This window comes from Rossellomorea aquimaris TF-12 (assembly GCF_001648555.1).
GTDB lineage: Bacteria > Bacillota > Bacilli > Bacillales > Bacillaceae_B > Rossellomorea > Rossellomorea aquimaris.
Window position 1 is genome coordinate 235048 of the sequence record NZ_LQXM01000029.1, and the last position, 22751, is coordinate 257798.

The window sequence follows — 22751 nt, forward strand, 5'->3', positions numbered from 1 at the left end:
GTCTTCACCATCTATCCTTTGTCAAGTTGTACAAGTCTTTCTAATACAGTTACTTGTTCATCTTCAGAGACAGTTCTTAAATCAAGTAAAAATTGATCCTTTTGTACTCTTCCAACCACAGATGGTTTTCCTGCTCTAAGTGCCTGATGAAGTTCCTGGCAAGGTAAAAATGGGTGTTTAATCCTGATTAGATATGTATCCAAATCGACCTCAGGCATCGTACCTCCTCCGATTTGACTGCTGCCCGCAATTATATCTAAATGGTATTTGGTATCTAAATGAGTAAATTCATTAACAAAACGTCTAGCTTGATCCAATATTTCTTCTTTAGATCGAATAATGTCTTTAATCGTTGGATTTCTCTCTGATGCTTCCCCATTAATATAGTGAAGAAGAGTCATTTCTAATGCAGCTAAGGTCATTTTATCTACTCGTAGAACACGAGAGAGCTGATGTTGCTTTAATGTATGAATAAGTTCCTTCTTTCCAGCGATAATCCCAGCTTGGGGGCCCCCCAATAATTTATCCCCACTAAATGAAACAAGGTCTACCCCTTTTTCTATCACTTCTCGTATAACGGGCTCATTACCTATTCCTGCCTGTGAAAAATTGAATAAGGCTCCACTTCCTAAATCTTCATAATATATTACCCCTGGATGCTTCTTAACTAGAGTTACTAAGTTTTTTGAAGGAACTTCCGATGTAAATCCTTTAATAACGAAATTACTCTGGTGAACCTTCATAACCATTGACGTTTCTTCTGTCATGGATTCACTATAGTCAGACAAATGGGTTTTATTTGTTGTTCCAACCTCTACCAGTCGAGCACCACTTTCTTCCATAATAGAAGAGATACGAAAAGAACCTCCTATTTCAACGAGCTCTCCCCTGGAAACGATAACCTGTTTGTTTCTAGCAAAAGCAGAAAGGATCATATATACAGCGGCAGCATTATTGTTGACGACCATTGCTGCTTCAGCTCCTGTTAATTCACAAATGAACTTCTCAGCGTGAGAATGTCTAGAACCACGGGTTCCTTTTTCCAAGTCATACTCCAAGGTACTATACCCACCTGCAACCTTCATGACATGTTCCATGATATCTTTGCCTAATCTTGCACGTCCCAAATTAGTATGTAAAATGGTTCCACTCGCATTAATTACACTTTGTAAGGAGAATGAGTGGGTTTCATTTACTAAATCTTCAGCATCTAAAAACATTTTTTCAATGAATGCAAATGTTGACGGGTTAGGTCCCCTCCACTCCCCTTCTATTACTTGATTTCGAAAGGATGCAATGACCTTTTTTATAAGGTCCGTCCCTCTTTCAGTTGAAAGGTTATGGGTTTGAATAAATTTTTTGAATTTAGTTGATTGTTGGATTTCGTGGATAGGCGGTATTTGCCTGAGCTGGTGCATGGTTGTCCTCCTTAATTTCTTTTTTATAGTATAACACCCTCACCATTTAAATTAGAAAGAATACAATGTGGAAAAGACGAAGTTGGGGGTCAGAATGTTTATGGAAAAGGATCAGGGGGATTTCTATCTGGAGAATTGGGAAGAGGACATGAAAGATTGGTTATTAGATCCTCAGACTTTTCAGCTTGATGAACAAGAATTTCGTGTCGATTTTCTTGATACAACAGAAGCCTTCATTGTTGAAATTGAAACGGAAACGATTTGTCCAGACGAATTAATCATGATGAAAAAGGACAATACCTTAATCATTTCAATTAAAATGAAAAATGAATTAAAGGCAAGATGCCGTACCATCCATTTTCCCTTTTGTTTAACTCATCGGAGGATTACCTATACCTTTGAGCACCATACAATAGAAGTGAAAATTCAAAAAAAAGAAAGCTCATCGCCTTCATCATTAGTGATAAGAGTACAAGGATTGTAATATATGAAGAAAAAAGGCTGATTACGTATTATCAGCCTTTTTCTTGTTAGAGCTGTGCTTCAATAGAAGAAATGATATCTTCTATCTTTGGAAAAACACCCTTTTCTAGCTTTGAATAAATCTTTTTATCTCCAACGATAATTTCGAAAGCTCCTCCAGAAGATGGAACCAACTGTAGTTGTTGAAGATCAGTTCTAAAATGTGTAAATAGCTCTTCCGCGAAACTCGCGGCTTTAGGTGCATAGTTTCATCGCATACAAAATTCAATTGTAATATGACAATTTTTCATGTTAGTGAGATACCTCCCTTTTCAGAAAGCGTTTTCATAATTATTTTAATATAGAGAACTTTTAAAGGCAACTTTCCTGTTTATATTATCTTTTGATGTTATCTACTTGTTTTATTCAAGGAATTTATGCTATTCCCTTTGCTCCTTTCTTAGTTTTTCTTGTACAATTAATATAATTAGACAAAAAGGGGTGATTGATTTGAGTAAAGAAGACATCTTTCGTTTAACTTCACTATCTACAAAAGCTGGCTGAGGATGCAAAATTAGTCCTAGTGACTTGACGCAGGTCTTGCGTCAGCTACCACCACAACCCTATAGTAAAGAATTATTACTTGGAAATGAATCATCTGATGACGGAGGGATATTTCAGTTAACTGAAGATCTTGCCATGGTTCAAACGTTAGATTATTTTACCCCTATCGTTGATGACCCGTATTCATTTGGCCAAATTGCGGCAGCAAATGCTCTAAGTGACGTTTACGCAATGGGTGGAAACCCTAAAACCGTATTAAATATAGTCGGGTACCCAATCAAGAAGCTTGGAAGTGAAACCTTAGTTCAAATCTTGCTAGGTGCTCAGAATAAAGTGTTAGAAGCTGGAGCTGTAACAGTAGGTGGTCACTCTATCGATGATCAAGAGCCCAAGTTTGGCTTAAGTGTAACAGGGGTTGTTCACCCTAAGAAATATTGGGCAAATAAGGGAGCAATAGCAGGGGATGTTCTTGTACTAACAAAGCCAATCGGTGTTGGTATTATGACTACCGGTATTAAGAGACAGGTAGTCTCAATTGAACAAGAAAGAAGCGTTATTTCAGTAATGAGCTCATTAAATAAACTAGCGGCAGAAGTGCTTCATTCTTATCAACCCCATGCAGTTACAGATGTGACCGGGTTCGGTCTTATGGGACATGCCTATGAAATGGCGAAGGGCAGCAATGTTTCCATCGATTTTTCATTTGAGTCCATTCCACTGCTACCTGGGACGATGGAACTAGCGAACCAAGGAGTGATACCGGGTGGTTCCAAGTCAAATCATGATTGGCTCAAGGATAAAGTATCGTATGACTCTTCCCTTTCAATTCAGCAACAATTAATAGTATGTGACGCCATAACTTCTGGAGGATTGTTAATCAGTCTTTCCTCTGATGAGGCGCATAAATATATTGAAGAGTTGAAGAGCCATTCCATTCAAGCTCATATTATCGGTGAAGTAAAAGAGAAAAAAAGTGATTATATTTATGTTAGAAATTAATAAAGTGGCGACTGATAGGGTCGCCACTTTATTTGTTTAAAAACATACATTTTCTCTCAATATCGGATAAAAATCCAAAATAAAAAGGTTGCTCCATTTTCTTTCCTATTATAAATTAGGGTATAAATGGAGGAAAGAATACAAAATGGAAATGTTTTCTCTTAATTATGGGCTTTATAGAATTTTATTTACAGTTCTACTCGCTTTTATAGGGTGTTATACAGCTTATTTATCTCTAATCCATGTTTATTTAAGAAAACCCTAGAAATATTTTCTAGGGTTTTCAGTTATTCTTGTATCATTTTCATAAATTGCTGATATATTTTTTTAGATAGAATTCTGATATGAAACGGAAATCTTTTTCCATGTCCTTCAGAAACGGTATTAATCCATAGAACTTTTTGATCTAGAGCGATAAAAGGGACTGGGGTGGTAGTAACTTGAACTTTAACATGTGACAGAGATTTAAGTATTTTAGTTTGTTTACATAATATAGTTACTGTTATCTTAGATTGAAGTTCTATAAGAGCTTCTAATATTGAAGTTGGAATATCCTCAATGTTATTTACATTTATGGTTATTTCTTTTTTACACGCGTAGAAGTCTTTGATTAACTTACGATAATCATGTACTGAAAACCACCTCATTTTTTTTGAAAGTTCCCCCTTCTCACTAGTAAATAATGACGAGCTGTTTTCTATTCTTGCTTGTTTTTTAAGAAATTGGAGAAGTTGATGTATGGGTTTGTTATTGACGGTATTTTTTATTAAAAAATTGTCATCCCCAATGCAGATGAACTTACCGCGTGCTCGGGTGACAGCAACATTAATGAGTCGTTCGCTCCCATTTCGTGTCAAAAGAGCACCTGGTTTCTCATGTCGAGCACCATCAACTACATCAAACACAATCATGTCATTTTCAGAACCTTGAAACCCATGAACAGTCGATGCATACAAATTCAAGTCTTGATTAGAGTATGGTACCAGTTCATCAAGCAATAGATTATACCACTTTGCTTGTATTCGGTATGGCGTAACAATTCCAATCGACTTCATCCCATTTTGGATACCGATGAGGGCTAAATAAATAGTAACTAAACTTGAAAGGAGATTCCATCGAGAACCCTTTTCGGTTCCTACCCATCTTGTTCCTTCCTGTAAGGAAAAAAGAATCGCGCCTTGCTGTGCAAATGGTTGCAGGTTTGCAATTGGCTGCCTACTTTCCTTTATTGAAGGATGATCCCCTACTTTTGAGTGATAAATATATTGATTTGTAAAGGATGAAATATCTGGGTGCATCCTCCGTTGCTCAGGAAGTAGTAATAATTGTGGATGGTCTGTCCCTCTTTCAACTGACTTTGCTACATGCGAAATGTGAAAGATGTCTTCTTTTAGCCATTTGTTCACCAGTGGATGATAGGATGTGGCGATTGGTGGAAGTTGTTTAAAGTCTCCACATATAACCACTTTTTTTCCTAGTGCTGAGGCAAATGCAATTTGCGGGACATAGGCCATGCTGGCCTCATCTACTATAACTAAGTCAAATTCATCCTCGTATATGCCTGGGTCAATGGCTGCTTTAGACAATGTCGTCCCAATGACCTTCGCTTCTTTTAAGAGCACCCCTTCTCTACTTTTAAATGTCTCCTTAATCTTTTGATAATGAACTTCTAATTTAGATAAACGTTCCGCATCATATTGGGAATGGCTTTTGGATAGTTTTTTTCTTAATCGTTTTCGATATGTTTCTACTTTATGCTTTTCTTCTGCCAATCGTGGATCTCCGTATTCCAACAACTGAAGAACACTTAAATCATTAATGGTCGAAGAATATTCTTTTTTACTATTCCCGTATCGGATGACTTCTCCCCGTTTCCATCGGTTATGATCTGTAAGAAAATGATGCATTTCCTCTATTAATACATCTACAGCAGCATTACTATGAGACAGTAGCAATACTTTTTTCTCTTCAGAATAGTGATAAGCAGCTATCCTTGCAAGGGTATAAGTTTTTCCCGTTCCAGGAGGTCCCCACAAGAAAGTAACAGGGTTGTATTTACTTCTAAGATAAGCCTCATGTAGTGGATTCTTGTAATCACCCTTTGGATGCTGCGAATGAATTAAGGGATGTACTACATCTTTTATTCGTTGTGCTTTCCCGTTTCGTTCTTTTGCTTCATCTAAACGATCCATTAATTTTTCAAGTAACTCCCAGGGCTCATAAACAATATGACCAAATGTAATGTTCTCCCCAAGGAATTGGTCAAACTCGATGATACATTCGCGTTCATCTGAGCTAATAACAATACCGGAATAAGATTTTTGATGAACTTTATATATAATCGTTCCGCCTTCAGGAAGAGAAATAGGATACGACAATGTAAACCAATAGATAAATGTATGATCTTTATGCCGAATACATTTGCCTTCATCGATGAGAATACCGGTTGTTTCGCGTTTTTTTAATTGAATTATTTCCATGTTTAGAGCGATATTCCACTCTTTCATTATGTTTGAAATGTTCATATTGATCACCTAATCCAGTGTTTCAGTTAAAAATTTAACGACCCTCATCATAGCAATTTTTGTAGATTGTGTGAAGAATACCAACTTATTTATTCCCCAAAAAGGGTAGCATTTGTCACAGAATTAATTGATATACTCTGCCTGAGTTTAAGGTAGAATATGGGAGTTTGCTCATTTATTATTGGAGTTTGTATTTCAAGCATGTATGAGAAATAATCTAGACTTTTCAAATTAAGAAGAAAATGTTGAAAAGCTTTAAAGAGATTAAAGATGTATCTTCTTAAATGAATCGTACAACTAAACATCTGAGCAAATTTTACTCAGTCAACTAAAAGAGAACATGTAAAGTAGATACATGTTCTCTTTTAGTATTTTACTATAATTCTGTTGTTAAATCGCTTAATTGATCAGCTGAACTGGCTAATTGAGAAATGGCATTTGAGATTTCCTCCACAGCACACTCGATTTCTTTCATTTCTCCATCAACTTTTTCACTTTTGTTCTTAGCAGAAGAAATAGAACCTACTATCTCTTCAAAAAAGACATGTGCTTCATTAGTTGAATTCATTCCTGTTTTCGCTAATCCTTCTACTGAATTAATATAAGTAGATAGTTTATCAACTTGTTCTTTTGTACCTGAAATTAAACCGGAAACATTTGCAACAGAACTTTTTGTTTGATCAGAGAGCTTTCGTACTTCTTCAGCTACAACGGCAAATCCCTTACCATGTTCCCCTGCCCTCGCAGCTTCAATACTTGCATTTAGTGACAATAAATTTGTTTGCTCTGCTATGGTTTGAACGATTGAAACAATATCAAAAATTTGGTTTGAAATCAATTGAAGTTCGCGAACTTCTTTCAGCATTTCTCTCATATCACGAAGAATGTTTTTCATGTCTTCCTTCTGAACACCCATCTTTGCTTTCCCTTCAATGGAAAATTGACTGACCTTCTCAATTGCAACCGTACTCTCTGTTGTCAACGAGCTTACTTCACCCATTCTGTAGGTAATGGATTCAATTGAGGCCATTGATTCTTCAGATATAGCGGCTAATCCTGTAGAAGCTCCGCGGACTTTCACAACTACTAACTCTTTTAATTTTTCTGACTCAGTTCTAATTTCATCGATTTTTTCCTCATAGGCTTCTAAAACTAATTGTTGTTCAAGGTTCAATATTTTTGTAACTGCGTGAGTGACTTTATGATAGTCTTGAATGTCCGTTATATAACGATAAAGTACTGTAAACAGTGTTGATTGTAAATTTTGAAATGATGCAATATACCATTTCGTTGGTAATCCGATATGTATATGCATATGAGCTATTTTACGGCGTTTTTCTATGAACTTTGAATCAATTCTTCCATTCATCATTTCAGCAATATGAATAGATAGAGTTTGCTTTAATCGGTCAATGGTACTGTACTTTTCGACTATTTGCACAAGAGTAGGATTTTCTTGAATTGGATGATAAAAGCTATCAATAATCTCTTGAATGTTTTCTTCAATAATAGGTTGAATAGAGCATAGTAGCGCTAAATCGATTTCTTTAAGCTGTATCATATTTAATTGTTTTTCAATGGGCTGTGAAACGTTAATACTCACTTTGTTGAAATGAGTTTCTTCATTTAATCTGAAATCAACTTTATTTCGTCTCTTTTTTAACAACACGATAACCCCTCTTTTGTCTATATTCAATTTTAGATCAGTAATACCAGGAAAAATAGATTTTCCAAATTATCCTTATATTAATATAACAAAAAAATACATTAATGGGTATGGATGTTTTTTATTAAAGCTTTTTTATTATAAATCCCTTTGTTAACAATGTTGCTAATTTAGAATAGAACGTAGTAATTAATTACTACAGAAGATAACTACCGTCCTTCTATTTCCCCCCAGAAGTAGGGCAAATTCAGCTAAAACCATCTTTCACAGCATGAGTTTTTTATAAAATACAATATAGGTAGGTATTGAAAACAACCTTTAAAATAAATATACTACACTGAACTTTTTTAGCTTCTTATTCATCTTTTATATAACGCTTAGCATAATAAAGAATATCCTCTACATATTCTTCACTGTGATTATAAGCAAATACAGCTTGTTCAATTTTTCCTTCTGCTGCCCCATTTGAGGCTAAATAATTTGCAGCACTAAATACGGCGTCTTCAATCTGAAATGGATCCGCAACACCATCGCCATTAGCATCTACTCCGTATCCACCGTATTTTGCAATTACATCTGGATTCGTTTTTTGGCTTTTCGGGATATTTCCTTTTCCTAAGCCGGAGCAGCTCGGATGGGACCAGCCGACAAAAGTACAAGGCATAAATTGCATATGTCCTTCGGCTCCCACAGGTGAAATGAGGGTTTTCATCTTTGAAAACTTTGTTTCCACTCGATGATGTGCAGCCAGTAAATTCCAGGGAACTCCGTATTCTTCTTCGGCAGCTTTATAAATTGGCATATATTCCGATGGTACTTCTTCCTTTCCAAACGGTGATAGATGATATGATGTATCAGGTTTGTAGACTATGTAATACAATGCCAAAATCACGAATGGAATAAGTAGCATTTTAATTGGAGATGCTTGTTTTTTTGATGTTGGACGTCTTTTTCTGACAGCCTTCTTTGGCATAAATCATTCGACCCTTTTCTAAAAAAGATAACCTAATCCCTCTTGTATTTTAATACGTTAATCACATTAATACAATCATAGATTACATCACAAAAAAAAGATGACCCAGATTCCGGGTCATTTCATTTTCTTCACTAAGAAACCTTAGCTATTAAATGTTAAGACCAATTGTTTTGGGTCATCCCATAATCATCTTTTTATTATTAACAAACAAACGCTGCTCCCACGATAATTAATAGGATGAATAGAACTACGATTAAAGCAAATCCACCAGCGTAACCGCCACCACCGTAGCCATATCCAGGGTATCCGTATCCATACATCATCAGTCACCTCCACATTTCTTACTACGTTATTACTGTATGTAAGGGACAACTTGTAGGTTAATGGAATTCATATCAATTTTCGAGGATTTCCAATAAGAATCACTCTTTTATAGGGAGTAGAGCCAAAAATGATGAAAGTGTCTAGAAGCGAAACTGGAGTATAACAAAAAAACGCCTAGAATGTCCTAGGCGTTTTTTCAATGTTTATAGTTGTTCTTTTGTTTCTTTCGTTTTTCTAGGCTTAGGTTTTATGAATAACCCAAGCTCTTTCTTTTCTTTCATGAGTGATTTATAAAGGGAGAGCATCATTAATGCCATAATAATCGAGAATGGCAATGCAGCTACAATTAACGCATTTTGAAGTGCTTGTAAACCACCACTGTAAAGTAGAATTAAGGCAACCGTTGATTGGGCAATCCCCCAAGTTAATTTCACGTAGTTAGGAGGTGTTAAAGACCCATATGTTGTTTGCATCCCTAATACAAATGTAGCTGAATCAGCTGATGTAATAAAGAATGTTCCAATCAATGTAATGGCGATAACTGATAAAATAGTTGACCATTCATATCCGTTAAATACAGCAAATAGCATTTCTTCTGTTGCAAATTGTGTTAAATCTGTTCCAGCCTTCTGAATTTCAGTAGCAGCTGTTCCGAACGTCGCAAACCAGATAAAGCTTACAAGAGCTGGTAGTAATAATACTCCAATTAAAAATTCGCGAATCGTACGCCCACGTGAAACACGTGCAATAAAGATTCCAACGAATGGAGACCAAGAAATCCACCATGCCCAATAGAAAATCGTCCAGCCATTGATCCATGAACGATGATCCTCGTTTAATGGAGCAATTCTAAAGCTCATGGCTGCAATATTTTGAATATATGCTCCAATCGTATCTGTGAACATATTCAGGATTAATAATGTCGGTCCAATAAAGAACATAAGAATAAACAATCCAATAGCTAAAACCATATTGGTGTTTGATAGATATTTAATTCCTTTACTTAATCCAGACCAAGCAGAAATCATAAATAAGACTGTTACGACAGCAATGATAATGAATTGAACGGTAAAGTTATTTGGAATGCCTAATAAGTAAGACAGTCCTCCATTAATTTGTGCTGCTCCAAAACCAAGTGTGGTAGCAACCCCAACAACCGTCGCAAAAACTGCCAGTACATCAATCACTGTACCAAGTGGGCCGTACACTTTGTCGCCAAATATTGGCTTCAAGGTAGCAGAGATTAGTCCAGGTTCATCTTTACGGAATTTGAAGTAGGCAAGTGCTAATGCCACAATGGCATATATTCCCCAGGCATGTACACCCCAGTGGAAGAATGCATAACGCATTGATTCTTTAATTGCTTGATTTGTTCCACCTTCAGCAAGAGGAGGTGTCATATAGTGAGACAGTGGTTCCGCTGCTCCCCAGAATACTAAACCGATTCCCATCCCTGCACTAAATAACATGGCAAACCATGTTCCTTTTGTGTACTCAGGTTTTTCATCTGGTTTCCCTAATCGAATCGTCCCTACTGGACTAAAGATCAAGAACACGCAGAAAATCACAATTACTGTAACTAAAATAAGATAATACCAACCAAATGTGGAAGTAATAAATGTTTGCATTTTTGCCGTTACAGATTCAAAGGATTTTGGAGCGATCACTCCGTACCCAACTGAAATAGCAACTAATGCGAGTGTAAACCAAAAGACATTGGATATTCTTTTCATAAAATTCTCCTTCCTTATTGTTGAATAATTCTCAAACGAAGCTAATCTCTTCATCCAATCAATTGTATAAATACATTGTCCATTTAAATAAATAAATGTGAATGATTAACATACATACAATTGCTGACCTCTTTAATGCAGATGGGAAAATGTGCATTCTGAAGAATGGTAGGGATATGTACTTTTTACCTATTCCCTCAATGCATTCTTATAAAACCAACATTTGTTACCCTATCAGAAATTCGATCCCAAATGCAAGTAATAACTATTATGTTTTTTGTAGTGTTTGTCATTTTTTTATTTTCATTCCTACACATTGAAGAATATTCATTTGTGAAGAAATCGCTTACAAAACTAATGATAATTTCGCAAAAAAAATACACCTCTAGTAAAAAGGTGCAATTTCATTCAATTCATTACTGCAAGAACAGTACTAATAATTGTTATTACAGCAAAGAAAATTCCTATTATGATACTTATTATCATTGAATTACGGGAAAATCCTTTCAACTCACCTGTACTTTTTTTATCAATTTTCCGGTTATTTAAATATAACCCTAAATTGATAAAGATTAAGATACCAAAAATGAGAATGAAAACACTAGCCCAATCTAGTCCAAACGAAATGATCAAGCTCTTAGGTGTAATCCATGTTAAAAATAAAAATATGCATACTAATATAACTCTCGTGACGTTTACAAACTTCATTTGTATCTGCCACTCGTTCCCCATTTTATCTTTCTCATACTGTGACAACCTCTTCATTTTAGTAGAAAATGAAGTGATAAGAGGGTACTTCAACTTCATTTCTATCACTACAGATAAAATTAAAATAAATGCCACTATAAGATAGAAATATCTTTGAGGAAGTTGTAAATGAAAGTATAAGAACAATAAAGGCAATGCGCATAAAAAAAAGATATTTAGTATGATAAATTGGAATTTTCTAAGTTGACCTAACTCTTTCTTTTCCATCTAGTCCCCCCTTTTTTTCACTATACATATCTTAATACGTTCTAAGTACACAATAGTTTCATTTCTTGTGAAATACAGTAAAATTAACATCTATTTTCCTAAAAAAGAAACCCCACAAATGCTGAATCATATAAATAATATGACACGATTTAGAAGTGATCTTTTGTAAAAAGCGCAAAGCTTTTTGGTTATCACCATTATGGTAGCTATAAAGTAATGAATGTGAGTGAAAGAATGACTCTACTAAAGAAAGACGACTTTAAGTTGATGCAGATTGTGGTAAAAGATTATGCTTATAGCGATGAGTATGAATAAACGCAGTTTGGAGATTCCCCTTGGTACTCAATACATTGTTTCTACCTTTTTCATGAATTAAAACATTTGCTGAAATAGATTATTTTTTCTCCTTACCATCCTACTTACAAAAAGAAGAAATCTTTCTTTGAACAGATAAAGAAAAAGGACGTTTCTAATTAAGAAACGTCCTTTCTACTCTTTATTCTTCAATAATTTTAACCGTAACATCTCGTACTCCATATTTCAGAGCATCTTTTTCTTTTTCCATATAAATATCAATACGGTTTCCTTTAATGGCTCCACCTGTGTCTTCTGCACGTGCGTAACCAAACCCTTCAACATAAACCTTTGAACCTAATGGAATCACGCTAGGATCCACGGCAATGACTCTGGCATCGGGATTAGCCAGTAAATCTACACCAGTCTTCGTAATACCTATACACCCTTCACAATAAGCTGTATAAGCGGTAGCAGTGACATCCACTTCTTTGATGACATTATCTTTTTCATTTCCTTGTGCCTCTTCTGTTTTTGCAGCTTTGACATTTTGCTCTTCTTTTTGATTGTTCACAGAATAGCCCTCTTCAAGTAGTTGCTTACGTGTACCTACTTCGTCAATTGAAACATGATAACGGTTCGCGATTTCCCAAAGGATGTCGCCTTTCTCTATATTATGATATTCATTCATTGTCACTTGTTTATCATCGTTTGCTTCAGCAGTAGAAGCAAGTCCAATTAAAAGAACTACTGTGAAGGAAAAAATGGAAATTAATACTTTTTTCATATTGTAAAATTCCTCCTTTTGTGGCTTCTCTTTTAAAACCAACAAAAGCCATAGTAACATAGACTTACATCATGTGCATAACAAACTGTTTATAAACCAATAACAATTCAATGACATGCTTGTAATATTACTTGTTTTAAATGGTATTGGTACAAGTAAATAGTAGGGATGGGAAAGATAAGTAAAGAAGGAAAACATAACGGACAGAATTGTATAGTTCCAGTAGGTTGGGAGGAATAATATTTTTGTATTTATAATATAAGCCTTTTATGATCTTTTTAAGAAAACTGACTTTTGAAATGACGACATAAAAAACCCCTATTGGATTTAATCCAATAGGGGTTTAACTTATGACTATTCAATAATTTTTACGTTAACTGTTTTTCTACCCCAGTCCTTAGCTTGATCTTGAGATGGGATAAATACGTCAATCTTATTTCCTTGGATTGCTCCACCTGTATCTTCAGCTGTTGCATACCCATATCCTTCAACATATACTTTTGAACCTAGTGGAATCACATTTGGATCAACAGCAATAACTTTAGCATCTGGATTTTCTAATAGATTGACTCCAGTGGCCGTTGTACCTGAGCAACCTGCACAATTCGCTGTATAGGCTGTTGCTTCTACAGTAAGTTCCTTAGCAACTGTTTCTTCATCTGCTGCAGGCTCTGCTTGAGCAGCTGCTTCTTCAGCTTCTGGAGCTACTTCTGCTGTTTCTTCTGTAGTTGTTGCCTTCTCAGAAGTATTTGCAGTAGCTGAAGGTCCTTTTTTATCATCTAAATTAATTAATAATTCTTGTCCTGGTACAATAAGGTCACTTTCTAATGCGTTCCAACCTTTAAGGCTGTCCACAGTAATTCCATAATGAGAAGAAATCGCCCATAATGAGTCACCTTTTTTTACTGTATAATACTCCTTAGAGGATACGGTGAGTTCCTGATCAGGATAAATTAAATGTGTATCTAGGTTATTCCAAGTTTTAAGTTGGTCTACGGTAGTACCGTACTCCTGTGCAATCCCCCATAATGTATCGCCTTTTTTAACTTCAATTCCTTGTGCTGAAGCGCTAGCTCCACCAGCAACTGCAAGTGTAGTAAATGCAGCTACAGAAATAATCGACTTTTTTAATTTCATAGAAAAATTCCTCCTTATGTAGCTAGCGAATATTATTTTTGCTAACAGGGAAAATACTAACATAGTAAAATCTCAATACAATAACAAGAAAGTTATAATCGTGCGTCAAGAATATTTCACCGATGTAATATAAAGCCCTTTCTTTCATGTTATTTCTTAAGAAGGAATATTTATCTATTTTAAAAGGTTAATACTAGATTTAATGGATAATTTTAGTTGAAAATTGATTGGTAAGTTAAATAAGCAGAAACTGATTTCCTTATAAAGACAACCTAAGAATGCTTATGGAACTGTTGAAAAAATAGTACTTAACAAGCTAATAGATTCAACTTATACTATATAATAGAAGAAAAATGGTGAAGTAGGTGAAAGTGAATGGATACAAAGGAAGAACGAGTGGTCCTATATAAGGATGAACCCGATGAGCATAGTGGTCGATGTGAGTGTGGCAATAATATCTTTCATTCTCGCGTTTTAGAAGGAAAGTTCTATCGTAAATGTCAAGAGTGTGGCAAGACGAAAATCGTATAGAGGGAAAAAGGAAAACCGTTCATTAACACATGGTTTTCTTTTTTTATTCATTCATTTGTAAATGGTGGTAGAAGGAAACTGGACGAGTACATCTGTTGTTTCATTAATGGGACGAATGTCCACGACAATAGAATTTAATGCTAACTGACTTTGTTAAAATATACCTAAATGCTTTTCCATTTCCATTGTCATAATTCCGTTTTTTACAAAAGTTTTAAAAAGAGGGACGGACCTTTCAACGATCGTTGAAAGGTCCGTCCCTCTTGCTTTATTGTGTTAAAATGATTGGTTCGTTTTTGGTGATGACGATGGTGTGTTCGATTTGTGCGACTAGGCTTTTGTCTGGAGTAATGTAGGTCCAACCATCGCCTTTTTCGATGACGCTTTCTGCTTTTGTTGATACAAATGGTTCAAAGGCGATGACCATTCCTTCTTTTAGAAGTTCAATATCCCAAGGATCAAAATAGTTTAAGATATGATCAGGTTTTTCATGAAGCGAACGGCCTACACCGTGTCCAGTTAAATTCATAATTACTGTATAACCATTCTTTTTTGCTTCAACATGAACGGCCTTTCCGATGCCATTTTTTTTCGAACCAGCTCGTGCTTTTTTTAAGCCTGCCAAAAATGACTTTTCGGCTGCTTCACATAATTGAGTAAGCTCCGGCTTCCCGTCTCCTACTACAAACGAGATACCTGTATCTGAATAATAGCCATTTTTCGAGCCTGAAACATCAATGTTTACAAGATCACCTTCATTAATGACACGGTCACCGGGAATACCATGCGCCACTTCTTCATTGACGCTGATACAAGTGTAACCAGGAAAATCATATTCCCCTTTAGGTCCAGAAATAGCTCCGTTTTCTTCAAACATCTTTCCAGCCATTTCATCAAGCTCTTTTGTAGTCACACCCGGTACAGTTTTACTTTTTAATTCATCGCGAATCATTGCGACGATTCGTCCGATTTCTTTTAATGCTTGTAAATCTTCATCTGTTTTAACAATCATACTATCTTCCTTCTCTATATGAATTTCATCTTCTTACTATACCGAACTACACGAGTTTTTTAAAGGAATAGCTTTTGTTTACTTGTTACTCCTTTTTCCTATTATAATGATCTTTTGTTTCTATACTTGTATCTGGCTTTAATTGATCAATCTTTTCGTTTAGATAAAATAGATCCCACTCCTGCATCTCTTCTTTATCTATACCATGAATCAAATATTTATGAAAATCATAAACAACATGCTTTCTCTCTGAATCTACTTCACGATAGATCATGATTAACGCGTCCAATATTGATAATATCACTGAGATATCTCCTTTTCCATAATGAACAATCTGATAAAATGTTTTATACAATATATGGTTAAATGAGAAGAGATTAATCAATAATCTTGGATGGCCGTTATCATCATTCATGGTAAGTACACCATCTTGAATATCATGGGTTTCACTAAGAATAAGACCGATATATTTAATACAGTCACGAGCAGTATTTGGATCATTAATTCCGGGTGAAATGGCCCTTAGTGCCACTTCCACAATTTTTTGAAGAGAATAAGCTAAATCGTATTCCCCCATTCTTTCTCTTCCCATAAATATAAAAGAATGATAATTTTCTTGTTCTTCATGATATCCATGAATTCGATATAGAGTGTCTCCTTCTTTAATAAATTCACCGACATTTTTAACAAACTCAACCATAGTTCCATCTTCAAGTGCTTTTGTCTTTACCCCTGAAAAGTCTATATATTGTAAAAACCCAGATTTATGGGCAGGTATATCTTTAATAACCTGATAGTGTACGGGAATTTGTTTAAAGGGCTGTACATCCTGATTAGCTTGGATCTTTTTATAAAAGTCAACAACCTTTAACGCTTCTTGCTCTAATCCTTGTATTAATCTGCTGATTTGAATTGATGTAGCAATGTGATGGATGAAATACGCAAAGAACGCCAGGCACACAATTGCATAAAGAACACCTACAAAAGCAGACGATACCAAGTGCTCTTCAAGGCTTTGTCTCATAAATAATAATGAAATAATGGAATAGATAAATCCTCCAAGAAAAATCCCGAGTCCTCTCATAGTCGTTTTATCTTTCACAAAGTTTTGAAGAGTTCTAGGAGAAAATTGTGAAGAATATGTAGTCAGAACGACCATGACTGTAGAAAATGTAAAGGTTGTCATGGTAAGTAAAGAAGAAGCTATAGCACTTAATACGGTTTGTGCTAAGTCTATACTCGTTAACATCATGACCGGCAGAAATGGTTCAACTGTGTGAATCCAATAGGTATCAAGGGATACTGTGAAAATGGCCAGTCCTAAGGATGCCACACTGTAAATGGCTGGAACGACCCATATTCCTTTTCTTATCTTCATTAATAATCGTTTCACAATTTAATTCTCCTTTGAAAAGTAGAAAGGGCAAAAGATAGGATAAGCCTATTTTCCCCAATTCAACTATGACTATAACCATATAAATAGAATCGGAATGATAAACGACATGATTGTGGCTGTTAATGCCATTGCAGCACCGCTAACGGCTCCCTCCTCTTCCCCTTCTTTTATCGCTTGAGCCGTTCCAACACCATGTGAAATAACACCAAAAGGAAGTCCCTTCGCAATTGAATGGTTGACCTTTAACCATTTTAATAACGTTGGAATGGTCATGGCCCCGAATATACCTGTTAAGATAACAACTGTTGGAATGACTTCGATTTTGCTATCAATCACTTTTCCAATATCAACTGCAACGGGTGTAGTAATAGTTTTCAACATTATAGATCGATTCCATGCTGATGGAATCCCCATCCATTTGCTTAAGTAATAAGAGCTGACCATGGATACTCCGCTTCCTACAAAAATCCCCATTAGAATTGGTTGCAAGTGTTTCAGGAGAAGTTGTCTATGTTGATAGAGAGGGTAAGCTAAAGCAACCGTTGCGGGACCTAATAAATAAGTAATAATAGATGTGAATTGAGCATACCTCTCGTACGATACGTCAATCACTAGTAACGTAATGACGATTGCTATTGAACTAATAAAAATTGGAATAGTTAGTGGACTAGGTTTCCATCGATAAATTTTTACAGCAAGAAAAAAATAAAATAATGTTAACCCCATAGCGATTAATGAATTAATGAGATGGGTCATGACTTTTATTCTCCTTTAAATTGATCAAGCCTTGCGCTGAAAGGGAGGTTGCTGTAAAACCACCAAGTGCACTTATGATTATGATGATCAATAATTTCCAGCCATACTGTAATATATATGGACCTAATACCATGACGCTTACAGACAAAGGTAGAAAAAAGAACGAGAAATGTTTTAAGAAAAAGCTGGCACCTTCTAAGAACAAACGTTCTTTCACAACGCCAGTTTGTAATAAAACGAATAATAGCAACATTCCAATAATGCTACCGGGAATCGGCAATTGAAAGAAATCTGCACACCATTTTCCTATCTCATAAAAGAAACACAATATTACGATTTGAACCGTGATTCGTATAAACGCCATCCCTATCTCCTCTCCCGTTTACTTCTTCCACTGATTTTACCATATATTAAACCATGAGATGACAATTCAAATGCTTTTAAGGGTCGATTCTCCACAGGGGGAATGTCGAGGAGGATCGGAGCTTGCCCCGGAGAAAGTTTCGGTCCGATCAACGCCTACTTTCTTCTGTAGTATAGCTACAAATTTTGCGAATAAAGCCTAAAAAAAGACAGATCCTTTTAAGGATCTGTCTCATTCTATTAAGATAAAGCTTTTACAAAAGCTTCTGCTGCTGACTGACTAGATTGTGGATTTTGCCCGGTTATAAATTTCCCATCAGTAATAACATGGTCACTCCATGCTTCCGACTTTTCAAATTGAGCACCTTGTTCCCGTAATTTGGTTTCTAGTAGGAAAGGCATTAAAGAATCTAACCCTGTTTGTTGTTCTTCTTCATTTGTGAACGCTGTTAAGCTTTTCCCTTCAACTAGCCATTTGCCATTTGAAAGTTTTGTTCCAACGAAGCCTGCTGGTCCGTGACAAACAGAGCCAATCGCTTTATTATTCTCTGCAAAATGAGCTAATGCTTTTTGGAGTTCTGGACTTTCCGGTAAATCAAACATGGTTCCATGACCACCTGGCAAGAATATTCCTACATATTCATTCACATTTAGTTGAGAAAGGACCATGGTTTGATCAAGCTCTTTTGTGACCCCTTTCCACTTTTCAACAAGTTCATCATCTAAGCTATTCGGATCTAATGGAATTCTTCCACCTTTTAAACTGGCAACATCTACTTCAAAACCTTGATTTTTAAATTCTGAATAAGGTTCTGCAAACTCAGATAACCATAAGCCTGTCTCATGTTCCTCATCAATTTTACTTTCATTTGTTAACACCATTAAAATTTTCTTCAATGTATACCCTCCATTAATATCTGTTAGTTGTCTACAACTATGTTTTATCCACTTTTCAATAAAATAAACTTACTCTTTGAAATTTGTGAGGGTATAGGACTGAAATACAGTTCTCTCTTTTTAAAGAATTTCGAGAGAGTAGTGTTCTTTAATCGAGTGTATATAGGAAATTAATGGCCAACACAATGTATGAAATTCTTAAATTAATAAAATTGAGAGAATTACACGAAGAAATAATTTATTAAGGAGATTCATTTATAGGAAAGAATATTTGCACCTCTGTTCCAATACCTTTTTCAGAGCGAAAAGTTATTTTGCCCCCATGATTTTCTATTATTTTATTTGATATGAGCAAGCCTAAACCTGTTCCTTTTTCTTTAGTTGAATAAAATGGTTCTCCTAAATGAGGAAGTATTTCACACGGAATTCCTATTCCATTATCCTTAATCGAAATTCTCAAGTAATCCGAAACTTTTCCTACTGTGACTGTGATCGAGCCGCCTACTTCAATGGCATCAATTGCATTTTGTAATATATTGAGAAACACTTGCTTTAAATCATTTTCATTTCCACGTATTAAAAAACTTTGAGATTCTGAAGAGATATAGTATGACCCAGATTTTTCTTTGATTTGGGCTCCTACAAGAGTTATTACTTCTGAAATGAGGTTGTTTATATTAACTATTTCATTACTACTCTCCTGAGGTTTTGCTAAATGAAGAAAATCTGTAATAATATCTTCCATTCGATTAATCTCAGTAATAACAATATCTAAGTAGTTTTCATTATATTGTTTCTTATCGCTGCATAGTTGAAGAAATCCCTTAATAGGCGTTAAAGGATTTCGAATTTCATGCGCAACCGCTGCAGCCATTTGTCCTAGGACAGCCAACTTATCAGATCTTTTTAAATGTTCTTCAGCTTCTAAGCGGGCTTCAATGTCTCTTGAAACGGAAACGATATTTGCTATTTCATTCGTTTCTTTGTTTAATATTGCTTTTAATACACTTTCAAACCATAAATACTCACCAGACGTATTTCTAGCTCTATAGGTAATTAACACTGCTTGATTTTCTTGATAGATGGAATTAAATTTTTCCTCAATCATTGGAATATCCTCAGGATGTATAATTTCATTGGGGTGTACGCCAATCAAACTACTAGGTTCGTATCCAAGTGTTGACTCAATGGAAGGGGATAAGTATAAATAGGTACCATCAGGCTCATGAAGATTAATAATGTCTGAGGAATATTCGGCGAGTAGCCGGTATTTCCTTTCACTTTCTTGCGTGGTTTCCTCCATTACTTTTTTTTCTGTAATATCAATTACCTGTCCTAATAAATAAGGGGTTTCCCCTTCTTTAATGAGGGAAACATGAAGATCCCCTGTTCTTATTTGCCCGTCCCTAGAGATAAAGCGTTTCTCCATTTGATATTCTAAGCAATCTCCCTTGATTACCTGCTCAAAGTATTGGAAGTTAATGAGAGAATCTTCTGGGTGAGAAAATTCCTCTATTGGTTTCGATATCCATTCCTTTTCAGTGTATCCCATAAAATGCATAAATGCAGGATTATACATTATTTTGTGTTGATTTAATGTCATGATAAATTGTGGTATTCTGGATTGATAAAAGACTTCTTTAAATACACTTTCTTCAAACAATATCTTCACACCTTTTGCAATTTATACTGATTCTTTCAAATCGAATTGAAATTGAATCTTTTTTTGATTGGAATCCCAACTAAGATAAGCAGAAAACTCCTTTTCACCCTTTTTGAAACCATCAATAATATCAGATTTCCCGTCCTTTAAGACTTTTTTTACGATGGTTTGAGTAATTTTTTTAGATAAAATGACCTTTGAAATCGTAAAACTGCATTTCGTTTTCTGGTAATTTGAACATCCATAGAATTTGCCTTTGTCAATCACCTTTCCACCACACTTTAGACAAGTACCCAGACTAGTTTTAGAACTTTTTTTTCCTTTAAACCCATTTGCTCGTTGAATGGATGCTGTATCCAAGTCTTGAAAATCCCATGAGTTAGAATCTTTTAGAGCATGCTGAACAAGCTTTTCACTTAGTTTTTTTACTTGTTCCATAAACTCAGGTGCAGAAGCTTTTCCTTTTCCAATCTCTTGTAGGCGCTGTTCCCACTTTGCTGTCATTTCTGCAGAAGACAACACATTTTCCCCGATTGCTCGAATAAGCACTTTTCCTTTGTCAGTTGGAAATACGATGTTTTTTTGAATTTCAATGTATTGTCGGTCTTTTAACATTGTGATGATTCCAGCTCTTGTTGCTTCTGTTCCCAGGCCTTCAGTTTGCTTAAGGACTTTTTCTAAGGTGTCATTTTCAATATACTTACCAGCAGTTTTCATTAAAGTTATGAGTTGACCTTCTGTAAATCGTTTAGGAGGCTGCGTTTTTCCTTCTTTTATATGTATTTCTTTTACTTTTCCTTGATCAGCTTGTTCTACTATCGGAAGAAGAGGCTCTTCCTCTTTTTCATTTTCTAAGAGGACCTTTCTCCAACCCTCCTGAAGTATTTGCTTCCCCTTTGAAACAAATTCCGCTCTTCCATCAACTAATGTTGTAATAGTTGTATAATTAATAAGGGCTTTGTCGTGATGGGCAGCAATAAAGCGCTTCACAACCACGTCATATATTTTCTTCTCATCTCCAGATAGTTTAGTAGGATCTGTTACTTGCTCAGTTGGGATGATGGCATAGTGATCAGAAACTTTCGCATCGTTTACAAATCGCTTATTGTTAATAAGACTGGCGTGTGGAGCGGGAATCCACTTATCATATGGACTAAAATTTTTCAGCTTGGAGAGTATCTCCGGAAACGTTTCTGCTTCTCCTTTAGTCACATATTGTGAGTCTGAACGGGGATAGGAAACGATTCCTTTTTGATAAAGCTTTTGTAAAATATCTAAGGTTTTCTTAGGTGAAAACTTGAACATTTTATTCACAGTAGCTTGCAGTCCGGAAAGATTAAATAATAAGGGTGGTACAAATTCTTTTTTCTCTGTCTTTACATCATGTATCGTCGTATCTTTTCCTTCACAAAAAGAGGCGATTTTTTTTGCCAATTCTTCGGTTTGAATTCGTGATTCTCCGTCTTTTTGCCAAGTTCCTTCAAATGTATTTCCCCCAAATTGGAATGTGCCTTTCACTTCCCAAAAGGGGTCGCTATTAAAACGTTCTATTTCTTCTTCTCTTCTTACAATAAGAGCTAGAGTTGGCGTTTGAACTCTTCCCGCTGAGAAAACATCTGACATCCCCTGTTGCTTTAATAGAATGCTATATGCTCTTGAGGCATTCATGCCCACTAACCAATCAGCACATGCCCTTGAATATGCTTCATAAAATAAGTTGCGCATTTCACTTTCTTCTTTTAAATTATTAAACCCTTGTATAATGGCTTTTTCTGTTAAAGAAGAAATCCATAATCTTTTCATTTGTTTTTGCACCCGAGACATCGATATAATGTTTCGAATGATTAATTCTCCTTCACGACCAGCATCCCCCGCATGAATAATTTCTGTTACCTCTTTTTTGCTTAGGAGCTGTTTAATGATGGTGAATTGCTTAGCTTTTGCCCGTTGGAGCTCGTATTGAAAACGTATCGGGATGATGGGGAGATCATCTAAACTCCACTTTTTCCACTTGCTTTCATATTTTTCCGGCGCTTGTAATTGAAAGAGATGTCCGACGGCCCATGTAACATAAGCACCCTTAGGAAAGATGTCATTTGGCTTTATTTCTATGAATCCTGGTTTCTTTTGGTGAGAAAAAGGTTTGGCAAGAGTAGCACCTTGATCCGGCTTTTCTGCGATTATTACTTTCATGACATTCTCCTGTTCACATTATTCTTTTAGTTTATTACACAATAATGAACGTACGTTCCCCATTAATTATAGTTATAGTC

19 protein-coding genes and 1 pseudogene are annotated in these 22751 nt (G+C 35.6%); 3 read left to right on the forward strand and 17 right to left on the reverse strand.

Annotated elements, in window-relative coordinates:
• Positions 1-11: 11 nt before the first annotated feature.
• On the reverse strand, positions 12-1418 hold the full coding sequence (selA, locus tag IQI_RS14705; protein ID WP_064093396.1) for an L-seryl-tRNA(Sec) selenium transferase: 1407 nt from the start codon (positions 1416-1418) through the stop codon (positions 12-14).
• Positions 1419-1518: 100 nt separating this feature from the next.
• Here selA and IQI_RS14710 point away from each other — a divergent pair, with 100 nt between their 5' ends.
• Positions 1519-1902 (forward strand): Hsp20/alpha crystallin family protein, encoded by a 384-nt coding sequence (locus tag IQI_RS14710; RefSeq protein ID WP_156509921.1) that lies wholly within the window; start codon positions 1519-1521, stop codon positions 1900-1902.
• Positions 1903-1948: 46 nt separating this feature from the next.
• On the opposite strand, the pseudogene IQI_RS21355 reads toward IQI_RS14710, so the two are convergent.
• A pseudogene (locus IQI_RS21355) lies at positions 1949-2137 on the reverse strand (Rdx family protein); the annotation flags it as partial.
• Between the two features lie 316 nt (positions 2138-2453).
• On the opposite strand from IQI_RS21355, the gene selD reads away from it, so the two are divergent.
• Positions 2454-3443 (forward strand): selenide, water dikinase SelD, encoded by a 990-nt coding sequence (gene selD / locus IQI_RS14715; RefSeq protein WP_408007769.1) that lies wholly within the window; start codon positions 2454-2456, stop codon positions 3441-3443.
• Positions 3444-3730: 287 nt separating this feature from the next.
• Here the strand turns inward: selD and IQI_RS14720 are convergent, their stop codons facing one another.
• From IQI_RS14720 to IQI_RS14750, 8 genes are all read right to left on the reverse strand, one after another.
• On the reverse strand, positions 3731-5968 hold the full coding sequence (locus IQI_RS14720) for an AAA domain-containing protein (RefSeq protein WP_064093399.1): 2238 nt from the start codon (positions 5966-5968) through the stop codon (positions 3731-3733).
• A gap of 376 nt (positions 5969-6344) precedes the next feature.
• Positions 6345-7634: a globin-coupled sensor protein gene (locus IQI_RS14725; RefSeq protein WP_064093400.1), complete on the reverse strand. Its 1290-nt coding sequence runs from the start codon at positions 7632-7634 to the stop codon at positions 6345-6347.
• Positions 7635-7989: 355 nt separating this feature from the next.
• Positions 7990-8607 (reverse strand): lytic transglycosylase domain-containing protein, encoded by a 618-nt coding sequence (locus IQI_RS14730; protein ID WP_082892734.1) that lies wholly within the window; start codon positions 8605-8607, stop codon positions 7990-7992.
• A gap of 203 nt (positions 8608-8810) precedes the next feature.
• Positions 8811-8930 (reverse strand): YjcZ family sporulation protein, encoded by a 120-nt coding sequence (locus tag IQI_RS20375; protein ID WP_231893445.1) that lies wholly within the window; start codon positions 8928-8930, stop codon positions 8811-8813.
• Positions 8931-9137: 207 nt separating this feature from the next.
• Positions 9138-10667, reverse strand: a complete 1530-nt coding sequence (locus IQI_RS14735) for a glycine betaine uptake BCCT transporter (RefSeq protein ID WP_064093401.1) — start codon at positions 10665-10667, stop codon at positions 9138-9140.
• A 408-nt stretch (positions 10668-11075) separates the two neighbouring features.
• Positions 11076-11642, reverse strand: a complete 567-nt coding sequence (locus IQI_RS14740) for a hypothetical protein (protein ID WP_064093402.1) — start codon at positions 11640-11642, stop codon at positions 11076-11078.
• Between the two features lie 496 nt (positions 11643-12138).
• Positions 12139-12723 carry a 3D domain-containing protein gene (locus IQI_RS14745; protein WP_064093403.1) on the reverse strand — a complete coding sequence of 195 codons (585 nt, stop codon included), beginning with the start codon at positions 12721-12723 and terminating at the stop codon, positions 12139-12141.
• Between the two features lie 354 nt (positions 12724-13077).
• Positions 13078-13860: a 3D domain-containing protein gene (locus IQI_RS14750; protein WP_064093404.1), complete on the reverse strand. Its 783-nt coding sequence runs from the start codon at positions 13858-13860 to the stop codon at positions 13078-13080.
• A gap of 375 nt (positions 13861-14235) precedes the next feature.
• On the opposite strand from IQI_RS14750, the gene IQI_RS20915 reads away from it, so the two are divergent.
• Positions 14236-14391, forward strand: a complete 156-nt coding sequence (locus tag IQI_RS20915) for a hypothetical protein (RefSeq protein ID WP_197489762.1) — start codon at positions 14236-14238, stop codon at positions 14389-14391.
• A 268-nt stretch (positions 14392-14659) separates the two neighbouring features.
• Here IQI_RS20915 and map read toward each other — a convergent pair whose 3' ends face one another.
• From map to IQI_RS14785, 7 genes are all read right to left on the reverse strand, one after another.
• Positions 14660-15403 carry a type I methionyl aminopeptidase gene (gene map / locus IQI_RS14755; protein WP_064093405.1) on the reverse strand — a complete coding sequence of 248 codons (744 nt, stop codon included), beginning with the start codon at positions 15401-15403 and terminating at the stop codon, positions 14660-14662.
• 85 nt (positions 15404-15488) lie between these two features.
• Positions 15489-16796, reverse strand: coding sequence for a DUF2254 domain-containing protein (locus IQI_RS14760; RefSeq protein ID WP_064093406.1), 1308 nt, complete (start codon positions 16794-16796; stop codon positions 15489-15491).
• A 72-nt stretch (positions 16797-16868) separates the two neighbouring features.
• Entirely contained in the window at positions 16869-17555 is a 687-nt protein-coding gene (locus tag IQI_RS14765) for an LrgB family protein (protein WP_064093407.1), read from the reverse strand.
• Positions 17539-17919: a CidA/LrgA family protein gene (locus IQI_RS14770; protein WP_064093408.1), complete on the reverse strand. Its 381-nt coding sequence runs from the start codon at positions 17917-17919 to the stop codon at positions 17539-17541. The genes IQI_RS14765 and IQI_RS14770 overlap by 17 nt, the downstream gene beginning before the upstream one ends.
• 239 nt (positions 17920-18158) lie before the next feature.
• A complete protein-coding gene (locus tag IQI_RS14775) occupies positions 18159-18815 on the reverse strand; it encodes a type 1 glutamine amidotransferase domain-containing protein (protein ID WP_328585743.1) in 657 nt (218 codons plus the stop codon).
• A 241-nt stretch (positions 18816-19056) separates the two neighbouring features.
• Positions 19057-20478, reverse strand: coding sequence for a PAS domain-containing sensor histidine kinase (locus IQI_RS14780; RefSeq protein WP_064093409.1), 1422 nt, complete (start codon positions 20476-20478; stop codon positions 19057-19059).
• 21 nt (positions 20479-20499) lie between these two features.
• Positions 20500-22671: a DNA topoisomerase III gene (locus IQI_RS14785; protein WP_064093410.1), complete on the reverse strand. Its 2172-nt coding sequence runs from the start codon at positions 22669-22671 to the stop codon at positions 20500-20502.
• Between the last annotated feature and the right edge of the window lie 80 nt (positions 22672-22751).